Source organism: Salinivibrio proteolyticus, assembly GCF_027286365.1.
Taxonomy (GTDB): domain Bacteria; phylum Pseudomonadota; class Gammaproteobacteria; order Enterobacterales; family Vibrionaceae; genus Salinivibrio; species Salinivibrio proteolyticus.
Genome location: NZ_CP114585.1, coordinates 278420 through 298839 on the forward strand (window position 1 = coordinate 278420; position 20420 = coordinate 298839).

16 protein-coding genes are annotated in these 20420 nt (G+C 50.0%); 3 read left to right on the forward strand and 13 right to left on the reverse strand.

What is annotated here, in order from left to right; genetic code table 11:
• Window positions 1-6 precede the first annotated feature (6 nt).
• The 9 genes from N7E60_RS15240 to N7E60_RS15280 all read right to left on the reverse strand — a co-directional run bounded on the left by N7E60_RS15240 (window position 7) and on the right by N7E60_RS15280 (window position 11473).
• A complete protein-coding gene (locus tag N7E60_RS15240) occupies window positions 7-210 on the reverse strand; it encodes a hypothetical protein (RefSeq protein ID WP_077640001.1) in 204 nt (67 codons plus the stop codon).
• A complete protein-coding gene (locus N7E60_RS15245) occupies window positions 203-1681 on the reverse strand; it encodes an AGE family epimerase/isomerase (protein ID WP_269598963.1) in 1479 nt (492 codons plus the stop codon). Before N7E60_RS15245 ends, N7E60_RS15240 begins: the two co-directional genes overlap by 8 nt.
• A complete protein-coding gene (locus N7E60_RS15250) occupies window positions 1678-3753 on the reverse strand; it encodes a peptidase domain-containing ABC transporter (protein WP_269598964.1) in 2076 nt (691 codons plus the stop codon). Before N7E60_RS15250 ends, N7E60_RS15245 begins: the two co-directional genes overlap by 4 nt.
• Entirely contained in the window at window positions 3750-4166 is a 417-nt protein-coding gene (locus N7E60_RS15255) for a hypothetical protein (protein ID WP_077662488.1), read from the reverse strand. Before N7E60_RS15255 ends, N7E60_RS15250 begins: the two co-directional genes overlap by 4 nt.
• The gene (locus N7E60_RS15260; RefSeq protein WP_269598965.1) at window positions 4160-5704 is read right to left on the reverse strand and encodes a hypothetical protein; all 1545 of its coding nucleotides are present in this window, start codon (window positions 5702-5704) and stop codon (window positions 4160-4162) included. Before N7E60_RS15260 ends, N7E60_RS15255 begins: the two co-directional genes overlap by 7 nt.
• A 246-nt stretch (window positions 5705-5950) precedes the next feature.
• Complete coding sequence (locus N7E60_RS15265; protein ID WP_269598966.1) at window positions 5951-7297, reverse strand: HlyD family secretion protein; 1347 nt, start codon at window positions 7295-7297, stop codon at window positions 5951-5953.
• A 145-nt stretch (window positions 7298-7442) separates the two neighbouring features.
• Window positions 7443-7934 carry a C40 family peptidase gene (locus N7E60_RS15270; RefSeq protein WP_269598967.1) on the reverse strand — a complete coding sequence of 164 codons (492 nt, stop codon included), beginning with the start codon at window positions 7932-7934 and terminating at the stop codon, window positions 7443-7445.
• Window positions 7931-9160, reverse strand: coding sequence for a GGDEF domain-containing protein (locus N7E60_RS15275; protein ID WP_269598968.1), 1230 nt, complete (start codon window positions 9158-9160; stop codon window positions 7931-7933). Before N7E60_RS15275 ends, N7E60_RS15270 begins: the two co-directional genes overlap by 4 nt.
• 330 nt (window positions 9161-9490) lie before the next feature.
• Window positions 9491-11473, reverse strand: a complete 1983-nt coding sequence (locus tag N7E60_RS15280) for an exoribonuclease II (RefSeq protein WP_269598969.1) — start codon at window positions 11471-11473, stop codon at window positions 9491-9493.
• Between the two features lie 371 nt (window positions 11474-11844).
• On the opposite strand from N7E60_RS15280, the gene N7E60_RS15285 reads away from it, so the two are divergent.
• Window positions 11845-13650: a DEAD/DEAH box helicase gene (locus N7E60_RS15285; protein ID WP_269598970.1), complete on the forward strand. Its 1806-nt coding sequence runs from the start codon at window positions 11845-11847 to the stop codon at window positions 13648-13650.
• Window positions 13651-13874: 224 nt separating this feature from the next.
• Complete coding sequence (locus N7E60_RS15290; RefSeq protein ID WP_269598971.1) at window positions 13875-15335, forward strand: TrkH family potassium uptake protein; 1461 nt, start codon at window positions 13875-13877, stop codon at window positions 15333-15335.
• Between the two features lie 8 nt (window positions 15336-15343).
• On the opposite strand, the gene N7E60_RS15295 is transcribed toward N7E60_RS15290, so the two are convergent.
• The 3 genes from N7E60_RS15295 to N7E60_RS15305 form a co-directional block, all read right to left on the reverse strand.
• A complete protein-coding gene (locus N7E60_RS15295) occupies window positions 15344-17014 on the reverse strand; it encodes a pyridoxal phosphate-dependent decarboxylase family protein (protein WP_269598972.1) in 1671 nt (556 codons plus the stop codon).
• Window positions 17015-17122: 108 nt separating this feature from the next.
• A complete protein-coding gene (locus N7E60_RS15300) occupies window positions 17123-19033 on the reverse strand; it encodes a methyl-accepting chemotaxis protein (RefSeq protein WP_269598973.1) in 1911 nt (636 codons plus the stop codon).
• 411 nt (window positions 19034-19444) lie between these two features.
• Entirely contained in the window at window positions 19445-19681 is a 237-nt protein-coding gene (locus N7E60_RS15305; RefSeq protein WP_069588717.1) for a DUF3283 family protein, read from the reverse strand.
• A 152-nt stretch (window positions 19682-19833) separates the two neighbouring features.
• On the opposite strand from N7E60_RS15305, the gene N7E60_RS15310 reads away from it, so the two are divergent.
• A complete protein-coding gene (locus N7E60_RS15310) occupies window positions 19834-20211 on the forward strand; it encodes a helix-turn-helix domain-containing protein (protein ID WP_077480861.1) in 378 nt (125 codons plus the stop codon).
• On the opposite strand, the gene N7E60_RS15315 is transcribed toward N7E60_RS15310, so the two are convergent.
• A complete protein-coding gene (locus tag N7E60_RS15315; RefSeq protein ID WP_198532242.1) occupies window positions 20179-20385 on the reverse strand; it encodes a DUF1289 domain-containing protein in 207 nt (68 codons plus the stop codon). The two genes, N7E60_RS15310 and N7E60_RS15315, sit on opposite strands and share 33 nt — an antisense overlap.
• Between the last annotated feature and the right edge of the window lie 35 nt (window positions 20386-20420).

The following is a 20420-nucleotide window of genomic DNA, read 5'->3' on the forward strand; positions in this document are numbered from 1 at the left end:
CTCGAGTTAATTCAGCCATGCCTGAATGAACTGGCTGATAGCGCCGATCGCTGGCGCGAATAAACAGAGCACGGCCAAGACCACGAGAACAATAATGCGGCGGGGCGACTTGGCAATCTCCTGCGCGGCTCGGACAGTAAACCAATTATCTGAACCGACTAGGTATGCGCTCTCTTGGGAGCGATTGTCTTTTTTCTCATACTTAATCATGGGCTAATTTTTTTGGGACGTGGATACGATCAAATACTACGTTACTACCGCGACGGTTGGGCAGGGTGAGTGGGGTGGTGTTGACTACCCGACCGCCGAGCAGGTAGGGAAAAAACGCGTCCGATTGCTCAGAAGTAAAGGCGAAATACAGTGTGACTGGGTGAGCGTAGATACGTTGAGTGGCGAGTAGCCCAAACAGTGCATGTTCGGTGTGATGATAGCCATTTAGCCAGTCGAACTGCTTATTAGTGTGTGGGTTTAGGCCTACGCCACCGTGGACCATATCCACCCACGCATCAAGAAACTGCCAAGTGGTACTGGCCAAGCTTGCCTGCAATGAATCTTCCCCGACTAATTTGGCGATGATGAGCCCCTGATCCAGCTCGACCCATTGCCAAGAGTTGATGTAGTTTTCATCGTGATAGCCTTTCCAAGTGATTTGGGTACCTGCGCTAGCCCATTTGTCGCGCTTGGTGTTGGGGAGGTATGACATCAGCTCGGTGACGGGCAGCTCACGAGCCGCTTGGTTAAGAGTTTGTGCTAGGCAGTTTTGTACCTTTTGTTGATGCTCGTGAGTCAGTAAGTCACGATTGAGGAGCAGGTTCCACCAAGTTTTGACAGCATGGCCAAAGTCACTATGCTCATGTTCGGATAACATCGTGCCATTGTCATGTAATGCGCCGAAGACGCGACATTGCTCGAGATCTACATACTGATCGATGAGCGCATCAACCACCCATTGGCGGTACTGGCTTAACTGGATGTTCTCTTGTGGCGTACTAACCAAGCTGACTAGGTTCAAATAGGCCGTGAGTTGATCGAGTTGTGCGACCAGCTCGCGTTGTGGAGTGCTAGACGTCGAGCGTGGCCACCAGTTCAAAGCCTTGTTCTCTGGATCATAGTAGCGCTTAAACAGGGTATCGATTTCTTGAAGTAGGATGTGGTGCACGGCCGCATCGCGAGTGAGGTAATCATACATGGCTAGGCCTAATAGAGCATAAGCCGCATCTTGCGCTGAGGCAGGTTCTTCGCTGACCTTATTATTAATGTCTACGTAAAGCGCAAATCCTCCTTGTGGTAGTCTCATCTTTAACAGTTCTTGAACACCCGCCGAAGCGATAGAGAGGGCGTCGGGCTCCCCAGTAATATGGAACAAAGCCAGATAGGTGTAGATCTGACGAGACTGCATTCGAGTGTAACGCCGGCCTAACTTGTCTTTAGCTCTCACATCCACCAACTCCTGACACAGAGCCTCTGGTGAGGGCAGGCGGCCGTTGTCACAGCGAAAGGTTGGGAATCGTCCTCGTGGTGTGCCATAGGCATCGGGCTGCATCCAATATTGACTAATCACTTGCGTGTGGTGCATCCAGTCATCTTGAGTCGGGTAAGAAAGTTGCGTTTTCGCGTCAGTGACTGTACTCACAAGAGCGAATAGCACGAGGATGACGTGGTACAAATAACGTAGAATCATAATGGATAAACCTTATCCGCAGAAGCAATGGTTTCTTGTCGATGGGCGATCATGACTTTTATGATGTTCAGCTCAGCGATATTGGCGTTGATCTTTTGTTCGCTAAGTGTGTCAAGATGGCTGGTCGCTTCATCTAACAGCAGAATTTTTGGCTGACGATACAGAGCACGCGCGAGCAGTAAGCGTTGCCTCTGCCCCCCACTGAGTAAGGAACCCATATCGCCGATCAAGGTATCATATCCAAGGGGTAAGTTGTCGATCTCGATATCGAGATCGGCGCGCTGTGCTGCTTCCACCATCAGAGCATGATCTCTGATCGATTGGAAAGAGCAGATGTTATCTGCCACGGTGCCTGAAAATAATTGGTCGTCCTGCATCACACAGGCTACTTCACCTTTCAACTGACGTAAGTTGACGCTTTTGTTATCAATCAAGACTTCGCCCTCAGAAGCGTTGAGCAAACCGAGGAGACACCGCAGTAGACTTGTTTTTCCTTGCCCACTGGCGCCAACAATCACGAGCGATTCTCCGCGTTTGACATCAAAGGAGACGTCGTGAAAAATCATCGGACTGCGCGGATCGGGCTGATAAGACAAGCCTTTGACCGACAGGGTATCGAAGGTGAGTTGTGCCCGTATCGTGGCGCTGATCGGTCGGATTGGCTCTGCCTCGACCGAAAAAATATCCGCCAGTAGTTCGAGGTGTAATCGGATCATTTTCAGTTCAATGATGGACTCGACCACCGACTCCGCGCGTTCTGTAAACAGGGCGAGGTAGGACAGGTAGGCGACAAACATCCCAACCGTGATGTGACCTTGATTAAGTTCAAGCGCCGACAGGACGATGACCACTAACATGGCTAAGCCGGTGGCCAACTGGCGTGCTAGGCGAAACCGAATTTCCGCTTGCGTGATGACAATGTCCTGATTGATGAAATTCACGTACTTGTTGAGCCAGGCTTCGGTGCGAGCAGGGGTAAACCCCATCGCCTTTACTGTGCCCATTCCACGCACGGTTTCGATAAAGCTGGACTCCTGAGCGGCGCATGCGCCAATCAAGCTATTGGTCGCTTGTTTATATCGGTCATAAGTGACGAAACGGTACACCAAATAGAGGGCAAATATGGCCAAGACCATCAGTGACATGGCCAGATTGTAGAGCGACATGATCACCAGTGACATCAGCAACAGTGAGACATCGACTAATGAGGCCACCATGGTATGACCAAAAGCTTCCTTTACTTTCTCGATCGAAGTAAAGCGCGAGATAATGTCGCCAATATGGCGGTTGTGAAAATAGGTCAGCGGCAGGCCAAGCAAATGATGGATCAGCTTGGCAGCAAAAATGATGTTGAGCTTACTGGTGAAATGGACGACCACCTGATCGCGGAGATAATTGAGTGCGAGGCGCAACACGAGCGTGAGGGCAAACACGCCAGTAAAGACAAACAACAAGGTTTCATCGAGACTGAGTGCCAGGTTATCAAGCATGATCTGGGTGAAGATCGGCGTGGTCATCAGCAAAAACTGCAACAATAGGCTCAACAGGCTGATGATGGTGAGGTTCTTGGTGATGCCGCGGCAACCGAGTAACAAGTCTCGCAGCCGAAAGGAGACCGTGTTTGGCTCTTTACGAAACTCAGAACAAGGTTCAGCTTCCAAGGCGATCCCGGTGAAATGGGTGTTCAGTTGCTCGAAGGACAGCTTTTCCATCCCTTTGGCGGGGTCGCAAATGGTGACGCTGTTTGGCCCGACTTTCGTTAGCACGACAAAATGCGCCATGTCCCAGTGCAGAATGCAGGGGAGAGAGAGTTGATCGATTTCATCCAGCTCCAACTGCATGGCGCGAGTGATCAGCCCTTCATGCGCGGCTATGTCCATCAATTCCGATAAATCCATGCCATAGGCAGACAATGCATAGCGGGTGCGCAGTGTGGTCAGTTGCGTTTCTTTCCCGTGAGCATTGAGCAACATGGTGAGGCAAGCGAGCCCACACTCAGCGAGCTCGTTTTGCAACACCGGGGTGACAGAGAACGCCGGGTTGAACTGAAGGTGTTCCAGTAAGGCGGTCATTGCTGGGCCCACTGCCAGTGCTGGCGTTTATGGGGTGCGAGTAACTGCCAAGCGCCTTTGCGGGCAAAAGCCAGGTAGCGGTATTGTTTGATTAGCCGACGCAACGGTTTCTGGAAACCGGAGTTCGGTAGGGCACACACCTCAGTCACGAGATGAACCGGGCCGGATTGGTACTCACTCAGCGTCAGTGGCCATTCGTTCCAACGAACTAGCGCATGAAAGGCGTGCACATCAATGGGGTGCATGACCACGTAACCAACCATTTCTCCTTTTTCGTTGGCGAGCAGTTCTAACGTGGCGGCCTTGTTGGCGGCATAAAGCAGCGACAGTGCATGCGCTTCAAGGCCTAACTGTAATTGCACTCGGAGTAGCAGAGCACTCTCCAGTTTATGGGTGACGTTGTCGATCAGCATGAAAAACGTTCTCTGTAATAATGAAACTCGGTGAGATAGGGAGCAAGAAAACTTGGCAACTCAGTGATGGCCAATAGGCGCTCCAGTGAGAGCCCAGATTTGGTATGGCCGGATTGATTGACACAGTATCCTTGGCTCTCGGCGGACACGGTGATCTCAAGATCACCGTGGCGTAAAACCACGTCGCTGTGCTCGAAAGCCCAAGCGCTGCAGTCGATGTAGTCTTGGACCGTCTGCTGATGGTCCGTCAGGTTTACGCTGTGGCGCGCCAGTGTACGCTTAACCTGTTGCTTCTCAAACACGCTGCTCATCAGGCAACGGCGTAACGCGGTGTACAGGCAGGCGTGCGTGTCCAAGTTGAGCTCTTGGAGCAGCAGTATCAGCGCGTGGTGTCCCGGGTATGACGTTTGGTTAAACAGCGTCAGAATGAACTCGGCTAGTCGACGATCCCATACGCCGTTGGCAGCAGAGTGGATCGGGGTATATAAGGTGTCTGTGATGCGCTGCGCCAAGGGCATAGCAAGAGACTGAATGACTTCGTTTGGCCATTCGGCAATATCGATCCCGATCACCGATAGGGCATAGATGGGCTCATAGTGAGTGATGGCGTCGCGATAGTACTGAGTAAATGTCCTGACGTTGAGCGCCAGATGGTGATATTTGCACACAAAGTAGAACCAAGGCTCAAAGGTGAGCGATTCGAGATTCACATCATCGAGCCACTTATACGGGTACCCTTGATTGTGCCCGCTCAGACTGAAGGAGGTGTTAGTCAAATCCAGCCAAGTGCCGTCAATCGTAAAATTCGACGAAGACGGCGCGCCGTGATAGAGACGGCACACGCGTGCTTTCGTCATCTGACGCGCAAACCGGAGTACACATTTAGACATCCAGGCAATCACATCTTCCTCGTTTTGGAATTGAGCACACCAATGTCGCACGAGACTTTTGACACGTGACAGCTCACTGTAGGGCAGCGCGCTGAGTGGCTGGTAATCTTCACAAGGCAGAAAGTGCGCAGGGCGAATCGAACTGCGTCGTATCAACAATGCCCCCTGACCAAATCGTGTGCTGAGATCATCCGGAGTGTCAGTTTCGGCTAGCGCACTGTCTTGCCCAGTCGCTATGATGCCGGCGATGGGCACCGCACCATGCGGTAGTAGGGCATTGACGAGATGATAATTAATGGTTTCATGGATGGCGTCTGTCAGTGTCAGTGCCCCATAGGAGTACCACTGTTCGGCCGTGGCACCTGCAACGGGAGTACGACCAATGCCTTTGACTTGGTAGGCGCCACTCAATCCGACACGTGCTCCTCCACCATTCAGAGCGGTACCGATCCCACCGTAGCGTTCGGCATGGAAGGTTTTGGGTTGACTCGGATCGAGGATCAGGTCGGTAAAGGTTTCTCCATTTGGGATCACATACGCGTACGAGTCAAGCAGGGCTTGTTCGTCATGGTCCGCGCACCAGAAAACGTGTGCATCGACGACTCTTTGAGCCGTGAAGGGGATTAAGAGATGGCTGGGAATATTCACTGTGAGGGTTCCTCAGAAAAAGAGAGTGCGGAGCACTCTCTTAACGTTATGCGATGGGATTAAGTTCGGTGTGAACCACCTCCCCAGTTATTGCTATGAGGCCGTCTGCCACCGGCGACTTTTTTAAGATCTTTCGTGTTGATTGGTTTCATAGTCATTTTCCTATTTTGATTGATATCCTTAACGTAAATTGATCATCACTATCCTTAGCCATGATGTATATAGATGCTTGAGAGCGTTAATCGATTAATCCGAGCTGTTGTTGAGGTCACGCGCGGTGATTTTTAGCGGGCTCAACACCCAGTCAATCAAACTGCGTTTTCCTAATATGATCCTGCCGGCGACTTTCATGCCGACTTTTAACTCTCTTATTTTTTGATCGGCATAAATAGTATTCGAGTGTAATGCAACACTGACCGAAAACTGTTTGTTCAGCGTTGAGCCTGTATTTAAGTCGCTTTCACTCGATACCCCAGAAATAGCTTTGATGGTTCCGTAATGTTTTCCGTAATTAATTGACGGATAAGAGTCATAGTTTATTTCAACGCGCTGACCCACTTCGATAAATCCTATGTCTTTTGACGGTAGGCTCAGCTTGACCACTAACTCACCATTATTAGGCAAAATATCAAACAGGGGTTCTCCCTTATTAATGGCCTGATTGTTCTTATAGTGAATGTTATAAATCGTGCCCGAGATCGGCGAAACCACTTGGGTCTTAAACGCGCTGCTCAGCTCATCAATACGTTGCTGGATCTCGTTGAACTGACGAGTCAGCTCGTTGACCTGCAGCGAGTGGTTGAGATCCAGCATCGCATTCTGGTTATTTAAGTTCTGCCACCTTGTGTCCAACTCAACCGACTTTGAACGTTCATAGGCGATGTCTTTGAGCAACGACGCATACTCGTAGTTGAAGCTTCTTAGTTCGCTGCGCGTCACAAGACCTTGCTCCTTTTGTGTCTTGAGCACCGCTTGCTCTTGCTGATAGTTACGTTCGACTTGCGACAAGTCGGCTAAGACCCGCGCGGTTTTATGACGGCTTTGTTCAATTAAGGCTAATTCTTGGCGAATATTGTCGTTAGACAGAGCGTATTTCTCTTTCAGTGCCACTTTATCCATTTGTATTTTTTCTTTTGTGTCATTGAGTAATGACAACAGCTTAGTGTATTTCGAGTTGCCATATTGGTCGTACTCATCATTGGTTATAAACAGTAACGACTGCCCTTTATCTACCAGATCACCATTGTCAAAATTAAAGCCACTAATACTGCCACTCTCATTGCTGGTAATAGTGATAATGCCATTGCTATAGGTAAGTTCACCGTCAGCGTTGATTACTCTGGGTAATTCAATAATAAATAACGAGATCGCGAGAATAATAAAGATAACTAAGCTTATAAAAATACCGAATCTGATATTCTTATTGCCAACCGTTAATGGACTTCCATACAGAGCACTTAACTGGTTTCTTTTGTTTTCTAGGTACTCTTCTCTGAACAAAATTATTATTTTTGGTGTTATTTGGTTTTCAAATATTAAACCATGATCAAAATAAATAGGAATGAGACATAAGTCACACTTTAGCCTGCACATTTCGTTAAATGGATCGCATGGATTGAGAAATTGAATAGCTTTCTACAGAAAAGATCGGTTTGTGAACATATATGTCGATTCAAAACGAATTCGGGATATAAGAGAGGTTAAAAGGCCATCTTGCCACTTAGTCAAAAGCCTCTCCTCAGAAATAACGACGGAATTGCCAGAAGCGCGCTTGCCAATAAGGGTTATCGAGGCGTGACACTGTCACTCCCTGTGACGTGGACGCATGCATAAATTGCTGGTTGCCGAGATAGATACCAACATGGCGCAAGCCGGGGCGAATGTGGAAGAAAACCAAATCGCCCAATTGAGCATCCTGATAATCAACCGGATAGCCGCCCTTTGCTTGGCCATGAGTTGTGCGCGGTAAGGGCGTGGATAGCGCATCACGATAAACGCGCTGGGTATAAGCTGAGCAGTCGATGCCTTGGCGTGAGGTGCCTCCCCAACGATAAGGCGTGCCTTGCCATTGCTGGTAGTGCTGGGTCAGTGCGTAGTGCAACGCTTGGCTGCTTGCGGAATGTGAGTGAGCCGAGGAGACGGGCGTTGTGCTTGAGTCCGGATCCGATGGTGAGCTGCTACATGCGCTTAGCAACAGGATGAAGGTAAACACTAACCCTAGCTTTATCATTCGCTTCCTCGAATACAGTTTCTTCCCGCCTGTTTAGCTTTATACAGCGCTTGATCGGCCAGTTGCAACACTTCATCCGGTTGGCTGGCTTGCGAGGCATCGGCGAAGCCGATACTGACAGTCACATGAACGGTTGCGCTATCTTTTTTCTGTCCTCGTTTTTGCTTGCCTTCACTCGGGTTGGTGGGACGGTTTTCTTCACGAAGTACCAACGGGTACTGGGCAATATCCTCTCGCAATGCGTCAAGAAAAGGCAGGCATTGATCGGTGGTTTTTCCTTTGAATAAAAGGGTAAATTCTTCCCCGCCGTAGCGGAAAGCGCTTGCGCCACCTTCGCATTGTGACAGCAAACTCGCCACCAGTTTTAACACATCGTCACCGGTTTCATGGCCATAGGTGTCATTAAAGCGCTTGAAGTGATCCACATCGAGCATGGCGATGGTATAACGGCGACCGAGGTGCTTTAACTCATCTTGCAATGCCCGACGACTTGGAATGGCGGTTAAACCATCTAAGAAGGCCAATTGATGACTAAACGCGACTTGGTTGGCAATAAGGAGTAAGCCGGCAATGGCAAAACTAAATGATGACACATAGGCCATATCAAAAAAGATCACCGTGACTGATGTACAGGTGAGCGCGATAAAGGTGGCATGATCATCGATACTGTTTTTATGTAAAACACGTATCGCGGCCATACACAGCGCAATCAGTAGCATTACAATCAAAAGCAGGGGCAATGGGCTAAAGGCGGGGATGCGCACAAACACTGGATGTTGGTACAGCCAGGTCGCCAATTCACCATATTGCATCACTAACAGCGCGCCCCAGCCAATCTCGAGTGCCATAGCGGCAAAAAATAACAAGCCATACAGCGAGGTCAGCTTTCTATCGCGGGTGATGCGAATATAGAGCAAATTAATCGGCAACAATACGACCAGAAGGACATATTCCAAATAGGTTGTGCCGTCAGTCAGTGGTGATTGCAGCCGGGTTAAAATGACGGTGTAGCTAATAAGCAATATCACCACAGTCATGCCAACACGCGCACTCTTGAACAAGTGACTTAATAGCAGGGCAGTAAATAATAAATAGAAGGGCGCGGCATAGAGTAAGTTTAGGTATGGCGAAAGCGAGGCCAGCAACGGGTGATAACCGGCAGCAAAAACAAGGAAGATAAGTAGCGGCACGCCCAAACGTGCTAACGGTGAATGTAACAGCCCCATGACACCTTATATGCTGCGTGGCAAGTGTGAAAAATCAATGCTTGTGTTTTAGCTATCATAGTTTGCGCATGGTGAAAGGGTGCCAAATTCAGTGCCTTAAACAAACAGACTGTGACCAGCCTTGTGCTTTTTCCTGCCGATGCGCCGTCAAAGCTTGTTATCGATGGGATGGTGGCTCGATGACCTTGGCGTCTTGCCGTTAGATAGCGCGAAACTAATGACTAACTTATCACTTTCGGCGCAAGACGCCCAATAAAAAAGCCAAGCGGTAAGGCTTGGCTTTGAAGGGGAGTGGACTCGCCGTAGAGAGCCACAAGAAAGAGGGCGAGATTATTCTTCTCTCGCTTGCTCAGGCAGCGCAAACACTTGGGTTGGTTTTGCCACAATAGAGCGCGTAGACTCTTTGATATCCGCAATCACCACTTCCAGATTGTCGCCAAGCTTAAACTCAACGTTGCCATCAATCGTCACTGTGCCTGTTTCTTTATCACAGGCAATGCGGGTTTTGTTATCGATGATCAGCGACGATGGAATAAACGCCGGTGCGCCATTTTCGAGTAGGCGAACACGCATACCCGCACGGTTAATATCAAAGATTTCCGCTGTGTAGCGGGTTTGTGCTTCCACTTCTGGCTTCAACAAACGGACGTACAGCCAATCAGCGACATCGCGCTCGGCCATGCGGTGGTGTTTGCGATGACCAGCCAGTTCTTCACCGACCGTATCCGCAGGGGCATTGGCTTCGGTTTCGCCGCGAATGATCTCTTTGAGTAAGCGGTGGTTAATCATATCGCCGTACTTGCGGATAGGCGATGTCCATGTGGCGTAGACATCAAGGCCCATCGCGTAGTGAGGAGCAGGCTCATGACCAATTTCACTGTACGCTTGGAAACGACGCAGGCGGTTGTCGAGATACGTGCTGTCTAGGCTGTTTAACCAACGACGCAATGCGCTAAAGCCTTCAACGGTTGCCAAACTCTCGCTATCGGCTTCTCCTTCATGGGCTTTGACCAACTCGACTACATCGTCCAGCTTGTCACTGTTAAAGCCTGCGTGGGTGTTAAAAATACCGAAACCGAACGATTCACGCAGTTTGCGACCCGCACAAATGTTAGCGCTGATCATCGCCTCTTCAACGATACGGTTAGCGATGCGGCGCGCGTCAGTGTGAATCGCGATCACATCGTTATCTTCGCTGAGTTCAAATCGATAGTCTGGACGATCGGGGAAGGTCACCGCATGCGTTTCACGCCATTCAATGCGAGCAAGTGCAAATTGATGCAACTGATGGATTTGATCCGCGATGTCGCTGCTCTCTGGCTGCCATGCTGCTTGTTCGCCTTGCTCGATGTAGTCAGACACCTTGTCGTAGGCTAGCTGGCCGTGTGATTGGATCCATGCTGAGAAAAACTCGGCGTCATCGGCAATGGTGCCATCGGCAGCGATATTGAAGGTACAGCAAAGCGCCGGACGTTTCTCGTGGGCACGTAGTGAACACAAATCGTCACTCAGATCGCGAGGCAACATTGGGATGTTGCGACCGGGCAAGTAAATCGTAAAGCCGCGGCTGCGGGCCACTTGGTCAAGGTCGTCATCCGCATCGATATACGCAGTCGGATCGGCAATCGCGACTGTCATGGTAAAGCCGCCTTGCTCGTTGGCTTTTACATATAACGCATCGTCCATATCTTTGGTCGATTCGCTATCAATGGTCACGAAGGGGAGCGCGGTCAGATCGCGGCGCTCTAAACCTTGCTCCAACATCGCCCATGCTTCTTTAGGCGCAGGCTCTTGGTTTGGTAAGTTATGTTTTGCTAGCGTGACCCACCAAGGCGCAATCTTGTCATTGGCATCGGTGATTTTTTCACTGACTTGGCAGAAGAAGTTGTCGTCGCCTTTGAGTGGGTGACGGATCAGGGATGCGACAACCCAGTCGCCATCTTTGAGTTCGTCTTGCGATAAGCCGCGCTGGGTTTTGGCACGGATAGCATCTTTGATTTGCGGATGATCCGGGACAATATTGAGACGATTACGAATCCACTGAACGCGACCAATAAAGCGGTCAATGCTTTGCTCAACCAAGGCATCCGGCTCTGCGACCTCACGCTCTTTTTCTGTGCGAACGAAGGCTTCAACACGATCACCGTGCATCACTTTCTTCATATACGGTGGTGGAATAAAGAGGCTGGTTTTATCGTCCACTTCTAAAAAGCCAAAGCCTTTTTCAGTGGCTTTCACCGTTCCCTCTTTCTTGGGCAGGGTTTCTTGGATCTGTTGCTTAAGTTGCGCTAGCAGGGGATTGTCTTGAAACATAACATCGGTCTCGGTTTTCGAATCGCCACACTATACGTATTCGGTCACGCAAAACCAACCCGTGACCGGAAATTGCTATCGATGGTGTGGTCAGGCGTGGATCCGAGTGAATCGCCAGTAATCGGTTGATGCGTAACCATACAGGGATTGTATGCGAGATAAACAATGTGCCACATGAGTGCGCGAAAGCGGCAAAATTTGTGAAGTTGTTCAACTTTTTCTGGCTTTTTTCGCCTGAATAGCGCAGAATGCACACCCTTAATTACCGAGGCCCGTGGCGCTGGTGACTTACACTGTGAAAGAGCAGTGTAGCTGGTTGAGCAGAACGCTGAAGGGGCCCCGTTTCGCTACACTCATAGATTGGGATCCCAATGCAAGAATCTGTAACCAAATTTCGCCAGTTAGATCTGGCCGACACCCTTTTATCTGCACTTGACGCCATGGGCTTTGAATCGCCAACACCGATTCAGGCTGCGTCTATTCCTGTGCTGCTAGAAGGCCGTGATGCGCTAGGTAAAGCGCAGACGGGGACGGGCAAAACCGCGGCGTTTTCTTTGCCGCTGTTGAACAAAGTTGATTTAAGCCAGCATAAACCTCAAGCCATCGTGATGGCGCCGACTCGCGAGTTGGCCATTCAGGTTGCTGCTGAGATGAAGACCTTGGCGCAAAACATCAAAGGCCTCAAAATTCTTGAGATCTACGGCGGTGCTTCGATCGTTGATCAAATGAAGGCGCTGAAAAGCGGCGCGCACATTATCGTGGGTACCCCTGGTCGTGTGAAAGATTTGATTAACCGCGATCGTTTGAAGCTGGATGAAGTACATACCTTTATTCTCGACGAAGCTGACGAAATGCTCAAAATGGGCTTCGTAGACGACGTCACTTGGATCATGGAGCAAGCGCCTGAGTCAGCACAACGCGTGTTGTTCTCTGCCACCATGCCTCCAATCGTTAAACAAATCGTTGATCGTTTCTTGCGTAAGCCTGCTCGCATCGACGTTGCGGGAAGCAACCGTACGGTTGAGAAAGTTGAGCAACAATTCTGGGTCGTGAAAGGCGTAGAAAAAGACGAAGCGATGAGCCGTCTTTTGGAAACGCAAGACACAGACGCCTCGATTGTGTTCGTTCGCACTCGTCAAGATACCGAGCGTCTTGCGGACTGGTTGTCTGCACGTGGCTTTAAAGCCGCTGCGCTGCACGGTGATATTCCACAATCTCAACGTGAGCGTACGGTTGACCACATCAAACGTGGTGTGATTGATATTTTGGTAGCAACTGACGTTGTTGCGCGTGGTCTTGATGTGCCACGTATCACCCATGTCTTTAACTATGACATTCCGTTTGATGTTGAATCTTACATTCACCGCATTGGTCGTACCGGTCGTGCTGGACGTGCAGGTAAAGCGATCTTGTTGGTACGTACCAACCAGATGCGTATGCTGCGTACCATTGAGCGTGTCACTCAGACGCGCATGGACGAAATCCAGTTGCCGAACCGCGATAAAGTAGCGGAATCTCGTGTTGCCCGTTTGGCTAGCGAACTGGCTGAGAAAAAAGATGCTGACTCAATCGCTCCTTTCGTCACCTTGATTGAACAGCTCCAAAACGACATCGAAGTTGATGCGACTACCTTAGCGGCGATGCTACTTCAGCGTCAGCAAGGCAAGCGTCCATTGTTCTACAAAGGCCCTGATCCTATGATTGCGGCGATGGAACGTGAAAGCCAACGTCGTGAGCGTCGTCGTGATGATCGCCAAAATGGTCGTGACCGCCGTGATACTAACCCGGCAGATTGGGATACCTATCAGTTAAGCGTGGGTCGTGAGCAAGGCGTACAAGTTAAAGACATCGTGGGCGCGATTGCTAACGAGCTAGGTCTAGACAAAAACAACATTGGTGCGATCAAACTGGCACCGGGACACACTTACGTACAGTTGCCAAAGACCATGCCAAAAGAAGTCTTTGCGCAGCTTCAGAAGCTACGTATTCGCCAGAAAGAAACCAACGCACAACGCGTTGAAGGCAATGTGATCCGTGACCGTCGTCCAAGCGATCGCAATGGTGGTGGCCGTGGTCGTCAAGACCGTGACAACCGTGGTCGTGGCGAACGTCGCTTCAACCGTGACCGTGGCAATGATCGCGGCTCATTCCGCGGTGAGCGTCGCCAAGCGCAGTAAATAATAGAAAGCCGGGTAGCAATGCCCGGCTTTTTTGATCCATGTCTGCGACGTAATGCCTTGTTGGCAGGGTATTAACGACGCTGATATGCCTGTGGCATTGTGGGACATTCCCGATGTGCCAGCTATATACTTTTACCGTTGTCGCCTTTAATGGCGTGATAACGCGAGTGGTTCGAAGGGCTTGCAGGCCACTGGCGCGTTAATGATGAGTTTCCCATGTCATGATTAACTTTCAAAACACACTGCGTCTATTGGGCATGCCTGTTTTATGGATGGGTATTGTTCAATTTGTGTTTGGACTTCTGTCGCTATTCCTATTTCGCGATCATGTGTCGACACAGTTTTTTTATCCCTCTTTACTGATGATGATGGCCTCTTTGGTTATCTCTTGGCTATTTCGTAAAAGTAAGTTAAGCCAAGTCACCTTCCGTGATGCCTTATTGTTCTCGACCTTTACGTGGATTTTGGTCGGTATATTGGGTGGGATCCCGATTAAACTGGTGACTGGGGTGAATTTTTCGGATGCCACCTTTGAGTCGATCAGTGCACTTAGCACCGCTGGTGCCACCATACTCAGTGGGCTAGATGACATGCCCGCCTCTTTCCTGTTGTATCGCCAGTTTTTACAATGGATGGGCGGACTTGGCGTCGTTATCTTTGTGGTCGCGGTGCTCCCCATGTTGAACGTGGGCGGGATGCGGCTGTTAAAAGCAGAAACCCCCGGACCCATCAAAGACGAGAAATTGTCCCCGAGGATCTCTAAAACGGCCCACTATTTATGGGGCGTGTATGTGGTGATCACGCTTGCTTGTGCCCTTGCGTATTATTTGGCGGGGATGAGTGCTTACGATGCCATTGCCCATAGTTTCTCAACCGTTTCAACCGGTGGCTTCTCGACGCATGATGCCAGTATGTGGCAATTTCAAAGCCATTTGATGTTGATGATCTCCAATGTCTTTATGCTGCTTGGCGCGATTAACTTCGGTTTGCACTTTCGCATTTTTCGCATCGGTTGGCGGGGTGTGCGTTTGTATTTCGACGATGAAGAGTCACGGGTCTTTCTCATTGTCGTTGCTTGCTTATCCCTGATGTTGGGATTGTATTTATACGGTGAGGCACGCTATGAATCGGTATGGGTTTCTCTAAGCTTTGCCGCGTTTCATGTGGTGTCTTTTATTACCAGCACGGGGTTCGGTGCTGCTGATTTAAGCTCTTGGCCTGCGGCCACCGGACTGTTCTTGGTGTTCTGTGCCTATTTGGGCGGCTGCTCTGGTTCAACCGCTGGCGGGAATAAAATCATTCGCGATATCATCACGTTTAAAATTATTCGTCGCCAGCTGCACCAATTGATTCATCCCTCAGCGATGCTGCCTATTCGCTATCAGGACAAAGTCGTGTCCAACGACGTGACGCAAGCGGTTATGGCGTTTATGTCGCTAGCTGCGCTGACCACGGGCGTTTTCACCTTGTTAATGATGATGACAGGTCTCGATTTTTGGTCTGCATTCACCGCGGTCGTCGCGTGTATCAATGTATTGGGTCCAGGTTTTGGTGAGGTTGGCAGCAACTTCCAGCCGGTGAGTGATACCGGTATTTGGTTCCTGAACGCCGCAATGATTTTAGGCCGTTTGGAGTATTTCACCGTTTTGGCCCTGTTTATGCCGCACTTTTGGCGTTGGTAAGCCCGTGCTCAGGCGGGCTGTTCAGTCTCCGTTGCCATTAAGGTGTCAATAAATTCACCGATATGGCGCTGTTCGGTATACGGATTAAGGAACACGGCCTTTTCGCCGGGAATAAACAAGCATTGGCCATCGGTGTCGAACTCCGTGTGGGCAATGGATTCAACCCAATTGGTATGAAGCTTTCGACCTTGCCGAGCTAAAAAGTGCTCGCGGTGAAATAAGCTGTGCTGCGTAATACTGTCGATACGCGCGCCTAATTGGTGTAGTTGTTGTTCACGCTCGAACAGGGTATCTACATCGAGGTCATCAGCGGGTTGATACAGGCGAAAAGCTACTGTGGGCCCCAAGTTATCTCGCGCGACCACCTTGCAATAAGGTAAATCGCTCAATCGTCCCTTCAGATACTCCGCGTTTTGTAAGCCATGCGCAATCATGGTCTGGTAGCCTCGCTTGCCCAGCATATTAAGCGCACAGTAAGCACCATAAGCCCCCGCTGCACCGCGAGAACACTCAATGGTGGATTGCAGATGGGTATGGGTGGTTTTGCTCGCTTCAAAATAGGAGAAATAGTGAGGGTCTTGTTTGAGGCATTCCATATCGTCGCTATTTTTGAACATCACCAAACTGGAGGTATAAGGGACAAACCCCCATTTTTGGAAATCGATCGTGATGGAATCGGCATAGCGCAGACCACGGATCCGCGGGAGCAAGGCGGCGAGTTTTTGCGTAGTCACGCTGTTAATGCCGAGCGGATTGTCGTTAAAGTCGTAATCATTGAACATGATCAATGGCCAACCGACGGCCGCATCCACATGAATATGAGGCTTGCTGACGACGTTGTATTGCTGGCAAGCACGCTCTCGGATCTGATACACGCGTTCAATGTCATCAATTGCAAAGGTGTCTGTGGTCCCAAAGGTGAGCAAGATGGTAGGAACCGCTAGCCCTTGCGCCAAACAGCCGTTTAAGGTGTAGGCAAAATCATCCAAATCCATGCGGTTACGCGCATCGACTTTGACGCGAAGCACTTGATTAGGAATATCTGTCCCTAACAGGCCGAGGTTCGTCATGTTGGAATAGTGACCGGCTAATGAGTTAATCATCCGAAAGTCTTGCCCTTGCAGACCTCGCTGACCGGATAGTGGAAACTGTTTTCTCAGCCCAAGCAAGTAACCGTAAAGGTTGCCAAAGGTGCCACCTTGGGTAAAAAGCCCCGTGGCGCGTTGGTCATCATAACCAATCAAGTTGGCGACTTGGCGGACGATAGTTTGCTCAAGCTCTACCGACAACCCCGCGTATTCGCTATACACCAAGTTTGGATTGGCCAAAGTAGCCAGTAGTGCGCCATGAATGGCAGGGTCACAGGGCGCAGTAATCACATTTTCGACCGCTTGCGGTGCAGTCCAATCTTTGGAGTGTGTTGCCGCGTGTAAAGCAAGCGGCGGAAAAATATGATGACTCAGATCGCTGTGGCTTGGCACGTGTTGTTGCTCAAGCAAATGTATATCGGGTGACGTTGGCGCGGGGAGCATACCTTGCTCGAGCCACTGGGCTAAACCCGGCGTACGATAAATGGGCCAGCGGTTCGGGTCTCGGTTAAAAAAATGCGCCCGCATAGTTTGGTAATGTTTAGCGAACGTGGGGGTGACGGCATAGCCGTCGGGGTGGGCACTAGACATAACTACATCTCCAACTGCGAAGTCAGGCAGGGGGCCCTGCCTGACGATAACAACAACCGAATAAAGCGTAAGGGTGCTTATGCCCCTTGAAACGGGCTCCGTGCAAAACTACTGCAGTTTAAAATTCGACACTAAGCGATCAAGCTCTTGATTCGATTGTGATAATGAGTCGGTCGCGGAAACGGTTTGCTTGCCGCTGTCAACTAAGTTGCTCACCATGTCGCGAATCGAGAGCATGTTTTTACTCAACTCCTCCGCCACGGCACTTTGTTCTTCGGTCGCGGTCGCGATTTGTGTGCTGACATCATCAATCTCACGCACGGAGGCGCTCATGATGGTCAAGCTGTTTGAGACTTCCGACGTCTTATCCGCCGTGCTTTGACACTGCTCTTTGGTTTTTCCCATCGCCTCAACCACGCTCGATGTACCATCAAGCAGGGCAGTAAGCATATCAGAGATTTCGGTTGTACTGCTTTGCGTGCGTGCGGCGAGGGCACGAACTTCATCGGCGACCACCGCGAACCCACGGCCTTGCTCACCGGCCCGCGCGGCTTCAATCGCGGCGTTGAGTGCAAGCAGGTTGGTTTGTTCGGAAATTTCCCCGATCACATTGAGCACGTCGCTGATTTTGTTTGCATCCTGATTCATACTGGTGATTCGGGCTGACATATCTTCCACTTCATCTACCAGTGCACTGACGGTGACGACAGCATTGTCGACCACTCCAAGCGATTGGCTGGCCTCTTTACTGGCCGATTCTGTGATGTCATTCGACTGCGAGACGTTATGAGCAATACTGCGCGCACTTTCACTCATCTCAGTAATCGCGGTCACCACTTGTTCGGTTTCTGCCGAGTGCGCCTCTAGGATAGCCTCGTTTTCTTGCGTGTTTTGCGACAGCTGGGTGATGTTGCTGGAAATCATTTGACTGGCTTGGGATACCTTCAGCATCATATTTTGCAGGTTCTCAACAAAGGTATTAAAGCCGTGACTGATTTGGGCTAAATCATCGTTGCCATTGACTTCAAGTCGTGCGGTGAGATCGCCGCTCCCTTTGGAGAGATCTAACACCGCCTGTTTCAGCTTGAGCAGTGGACGGTATGAGTAACTGATGACCAGATAGATCGCCGCCAAGCTCAGTGCTAGCAGGATGAGCCCCGTCACTAAAGATTCAATTTTAGCACTGCGAATGTCCGCCAACGCCGTTTGCTGATCCACAAACACCATCAGTGTCCAATAGCGATTTTCCGTGAGGTTAACGCGCTGGAAATAGCCATCAAAATTAATGCCCATATAGGGAAAGCTTAAGTGACCTCGCTCATCGGTGCGGAACATGTTTTCCATATCACTGAAGGTGGCACTGACCTGAGAGGGCGTTTTGCCGATATCATTCGGATCATCACTGGCAAAAAAGACTGCGTTTTGATCGGTCAGTGTCGCGGCACCACCGGCAAAGCGCATGTTGCTTACCTGAGTGATCACGCTCTCCAGTGGAATGTCACCAAGCAACGCGCCGATGAAGCGGCCGTTTTCAAACACGGGGGCGACCGCGCTGATCACCTTACCGCCAGTCACTTTGTCGGTGTAAATACCGGTTAAGTGAATGGCTTGATCGGCTTTGACTTGCCGATACCAGTCGCGATCGCGGAAGTTGTATTGGTTGGTGGTGACGCCATCGCCTGAATGATTCGACATAAACGAATCACCGGTTTCATACGTCATGATCACATTGGCGATATCAGCGGTATCTGCCAACATCCTCACTTGTGCAACGTTTTCTTGTGCCGTGAGGCTCGTCGTAAAGTGATTTGCACCTTTTTCTATCGCTGATAGCTGAGATGTCACGAGTTGCTCTAACTCAGCGACATGGTGTTCAAGCTTGTTTTGTGTTTGTGTGGTGAGAGACTCGATCATTTTGTCTCTCAGTGAGAGCGTATTGAGTGTTCCCAACACCACGAGAGAGACGGTAACCAATAGGCCGACCCCAACCATAATGCGTGATTTAAACCCCAACGTCATAGTTTTTACCCCTTACTGAGTTAACGCTTGTCTGTCTAAAAAGTAAGGGTGCTTCCTACTGGCGGTAATCGTATATTGCCCGCTTTTCTGTGCGGTTTTTATTATGTTTACCGCGGAGTCACCCAGCCAACATCGGTTTAAAGTTAGTTAAATGTTCGGCAACTCGCCAAATAATGAATGCTTTTTGATAAGAATAACAGTAGAGCGGGTTGGTGGATTTGGCTAGTCGAAATGATAAAAAAGTGTATGACAATTTGGCGTAACTTGCGTGCTGGTGGTGTCATAAAACGCAGGCACTTTTACTGTTTTAAACAGGTGATTTATTGGCAGGGAGAATAACTGGTTTAAAGTCGGTCACTTTTATCCGTGCGGAGCGCTTTGTGTAAACGCGCCTTAATAGGCGCGAGAGGATCAGCTGACAGGGGGGTCTTGTTCGGGAATGATGAAGGCGTCGGGTTGGGCTCGATACTTTTCGACGCATTCGAGGTAGAAGTCCCGTTGCCACTCACCCAGCGCATGCGCTTCTTGCTCGAATAAGCTCGACTCTGCTTTGTTATTGACCACTTTCCAAACTGCGTAGGCGGCTTGTTTGTCGAGTTCTATTTTTTGTTTTTCATCGGCAGGCAGGTTCGCCAAATTAATGTCCATAGGGGGCTCTTGTGTTTGGGCGCGTAGCCGCGATCCTAGCGAAGTCGATGCCACACGGCAAGATTAACTCGCGCTTAACGGCAGGCTGACATTCGTCGGTCGTGGCTTGTTACCCTTGCAGCCAATGCTCTTTTTTTCGATTGGACACTAGGATGACGTTTAACCAAGAGGATCGACAAGCCCTCTACGACACGTGGATGTCGTACAAAGCCAAAGCACGGATCACGCAAATTGAAATGGCAAAACGCTTAGAAGTCAGCCATCTTACCTTTTCACGTTGTATTCATGGCGATGCCACACTCGACAGCCGTTTTGTGTTCGCATTTTGTCAAGCGATGGGCGTTGAGCCCAACAAAATCTTACCCAGCCTGCGCGAGCGCGAACAAGCGTACCAAGATGTATTGGTAACCAGTAAAGTCATTGTCGACGGCGACATTGAAGCAGTGTACTACGAAGGTAACCAAGTGATTATTGAATACCGTAAACCACTGGTGGCATCAGCTGAATCGTCGTTTGAACGGGTTTCGTGAGGGGCGAATGGGCTCAGGCGGTTTGGGGTCAGGACGCTGTGGGAGCTCAGCCATAATCGCGGCGCGCTGATCGTCGGTCATTTTGCCCCACGCAATGATTTCATCGAGGGTACGCTTGCACCCTACACAAACATCTTCTTCACGGCGGCACAAACCAATACAGGGCGTTAACACGACAAAACCTCGACAGCATAGACAGAACAAAAAAG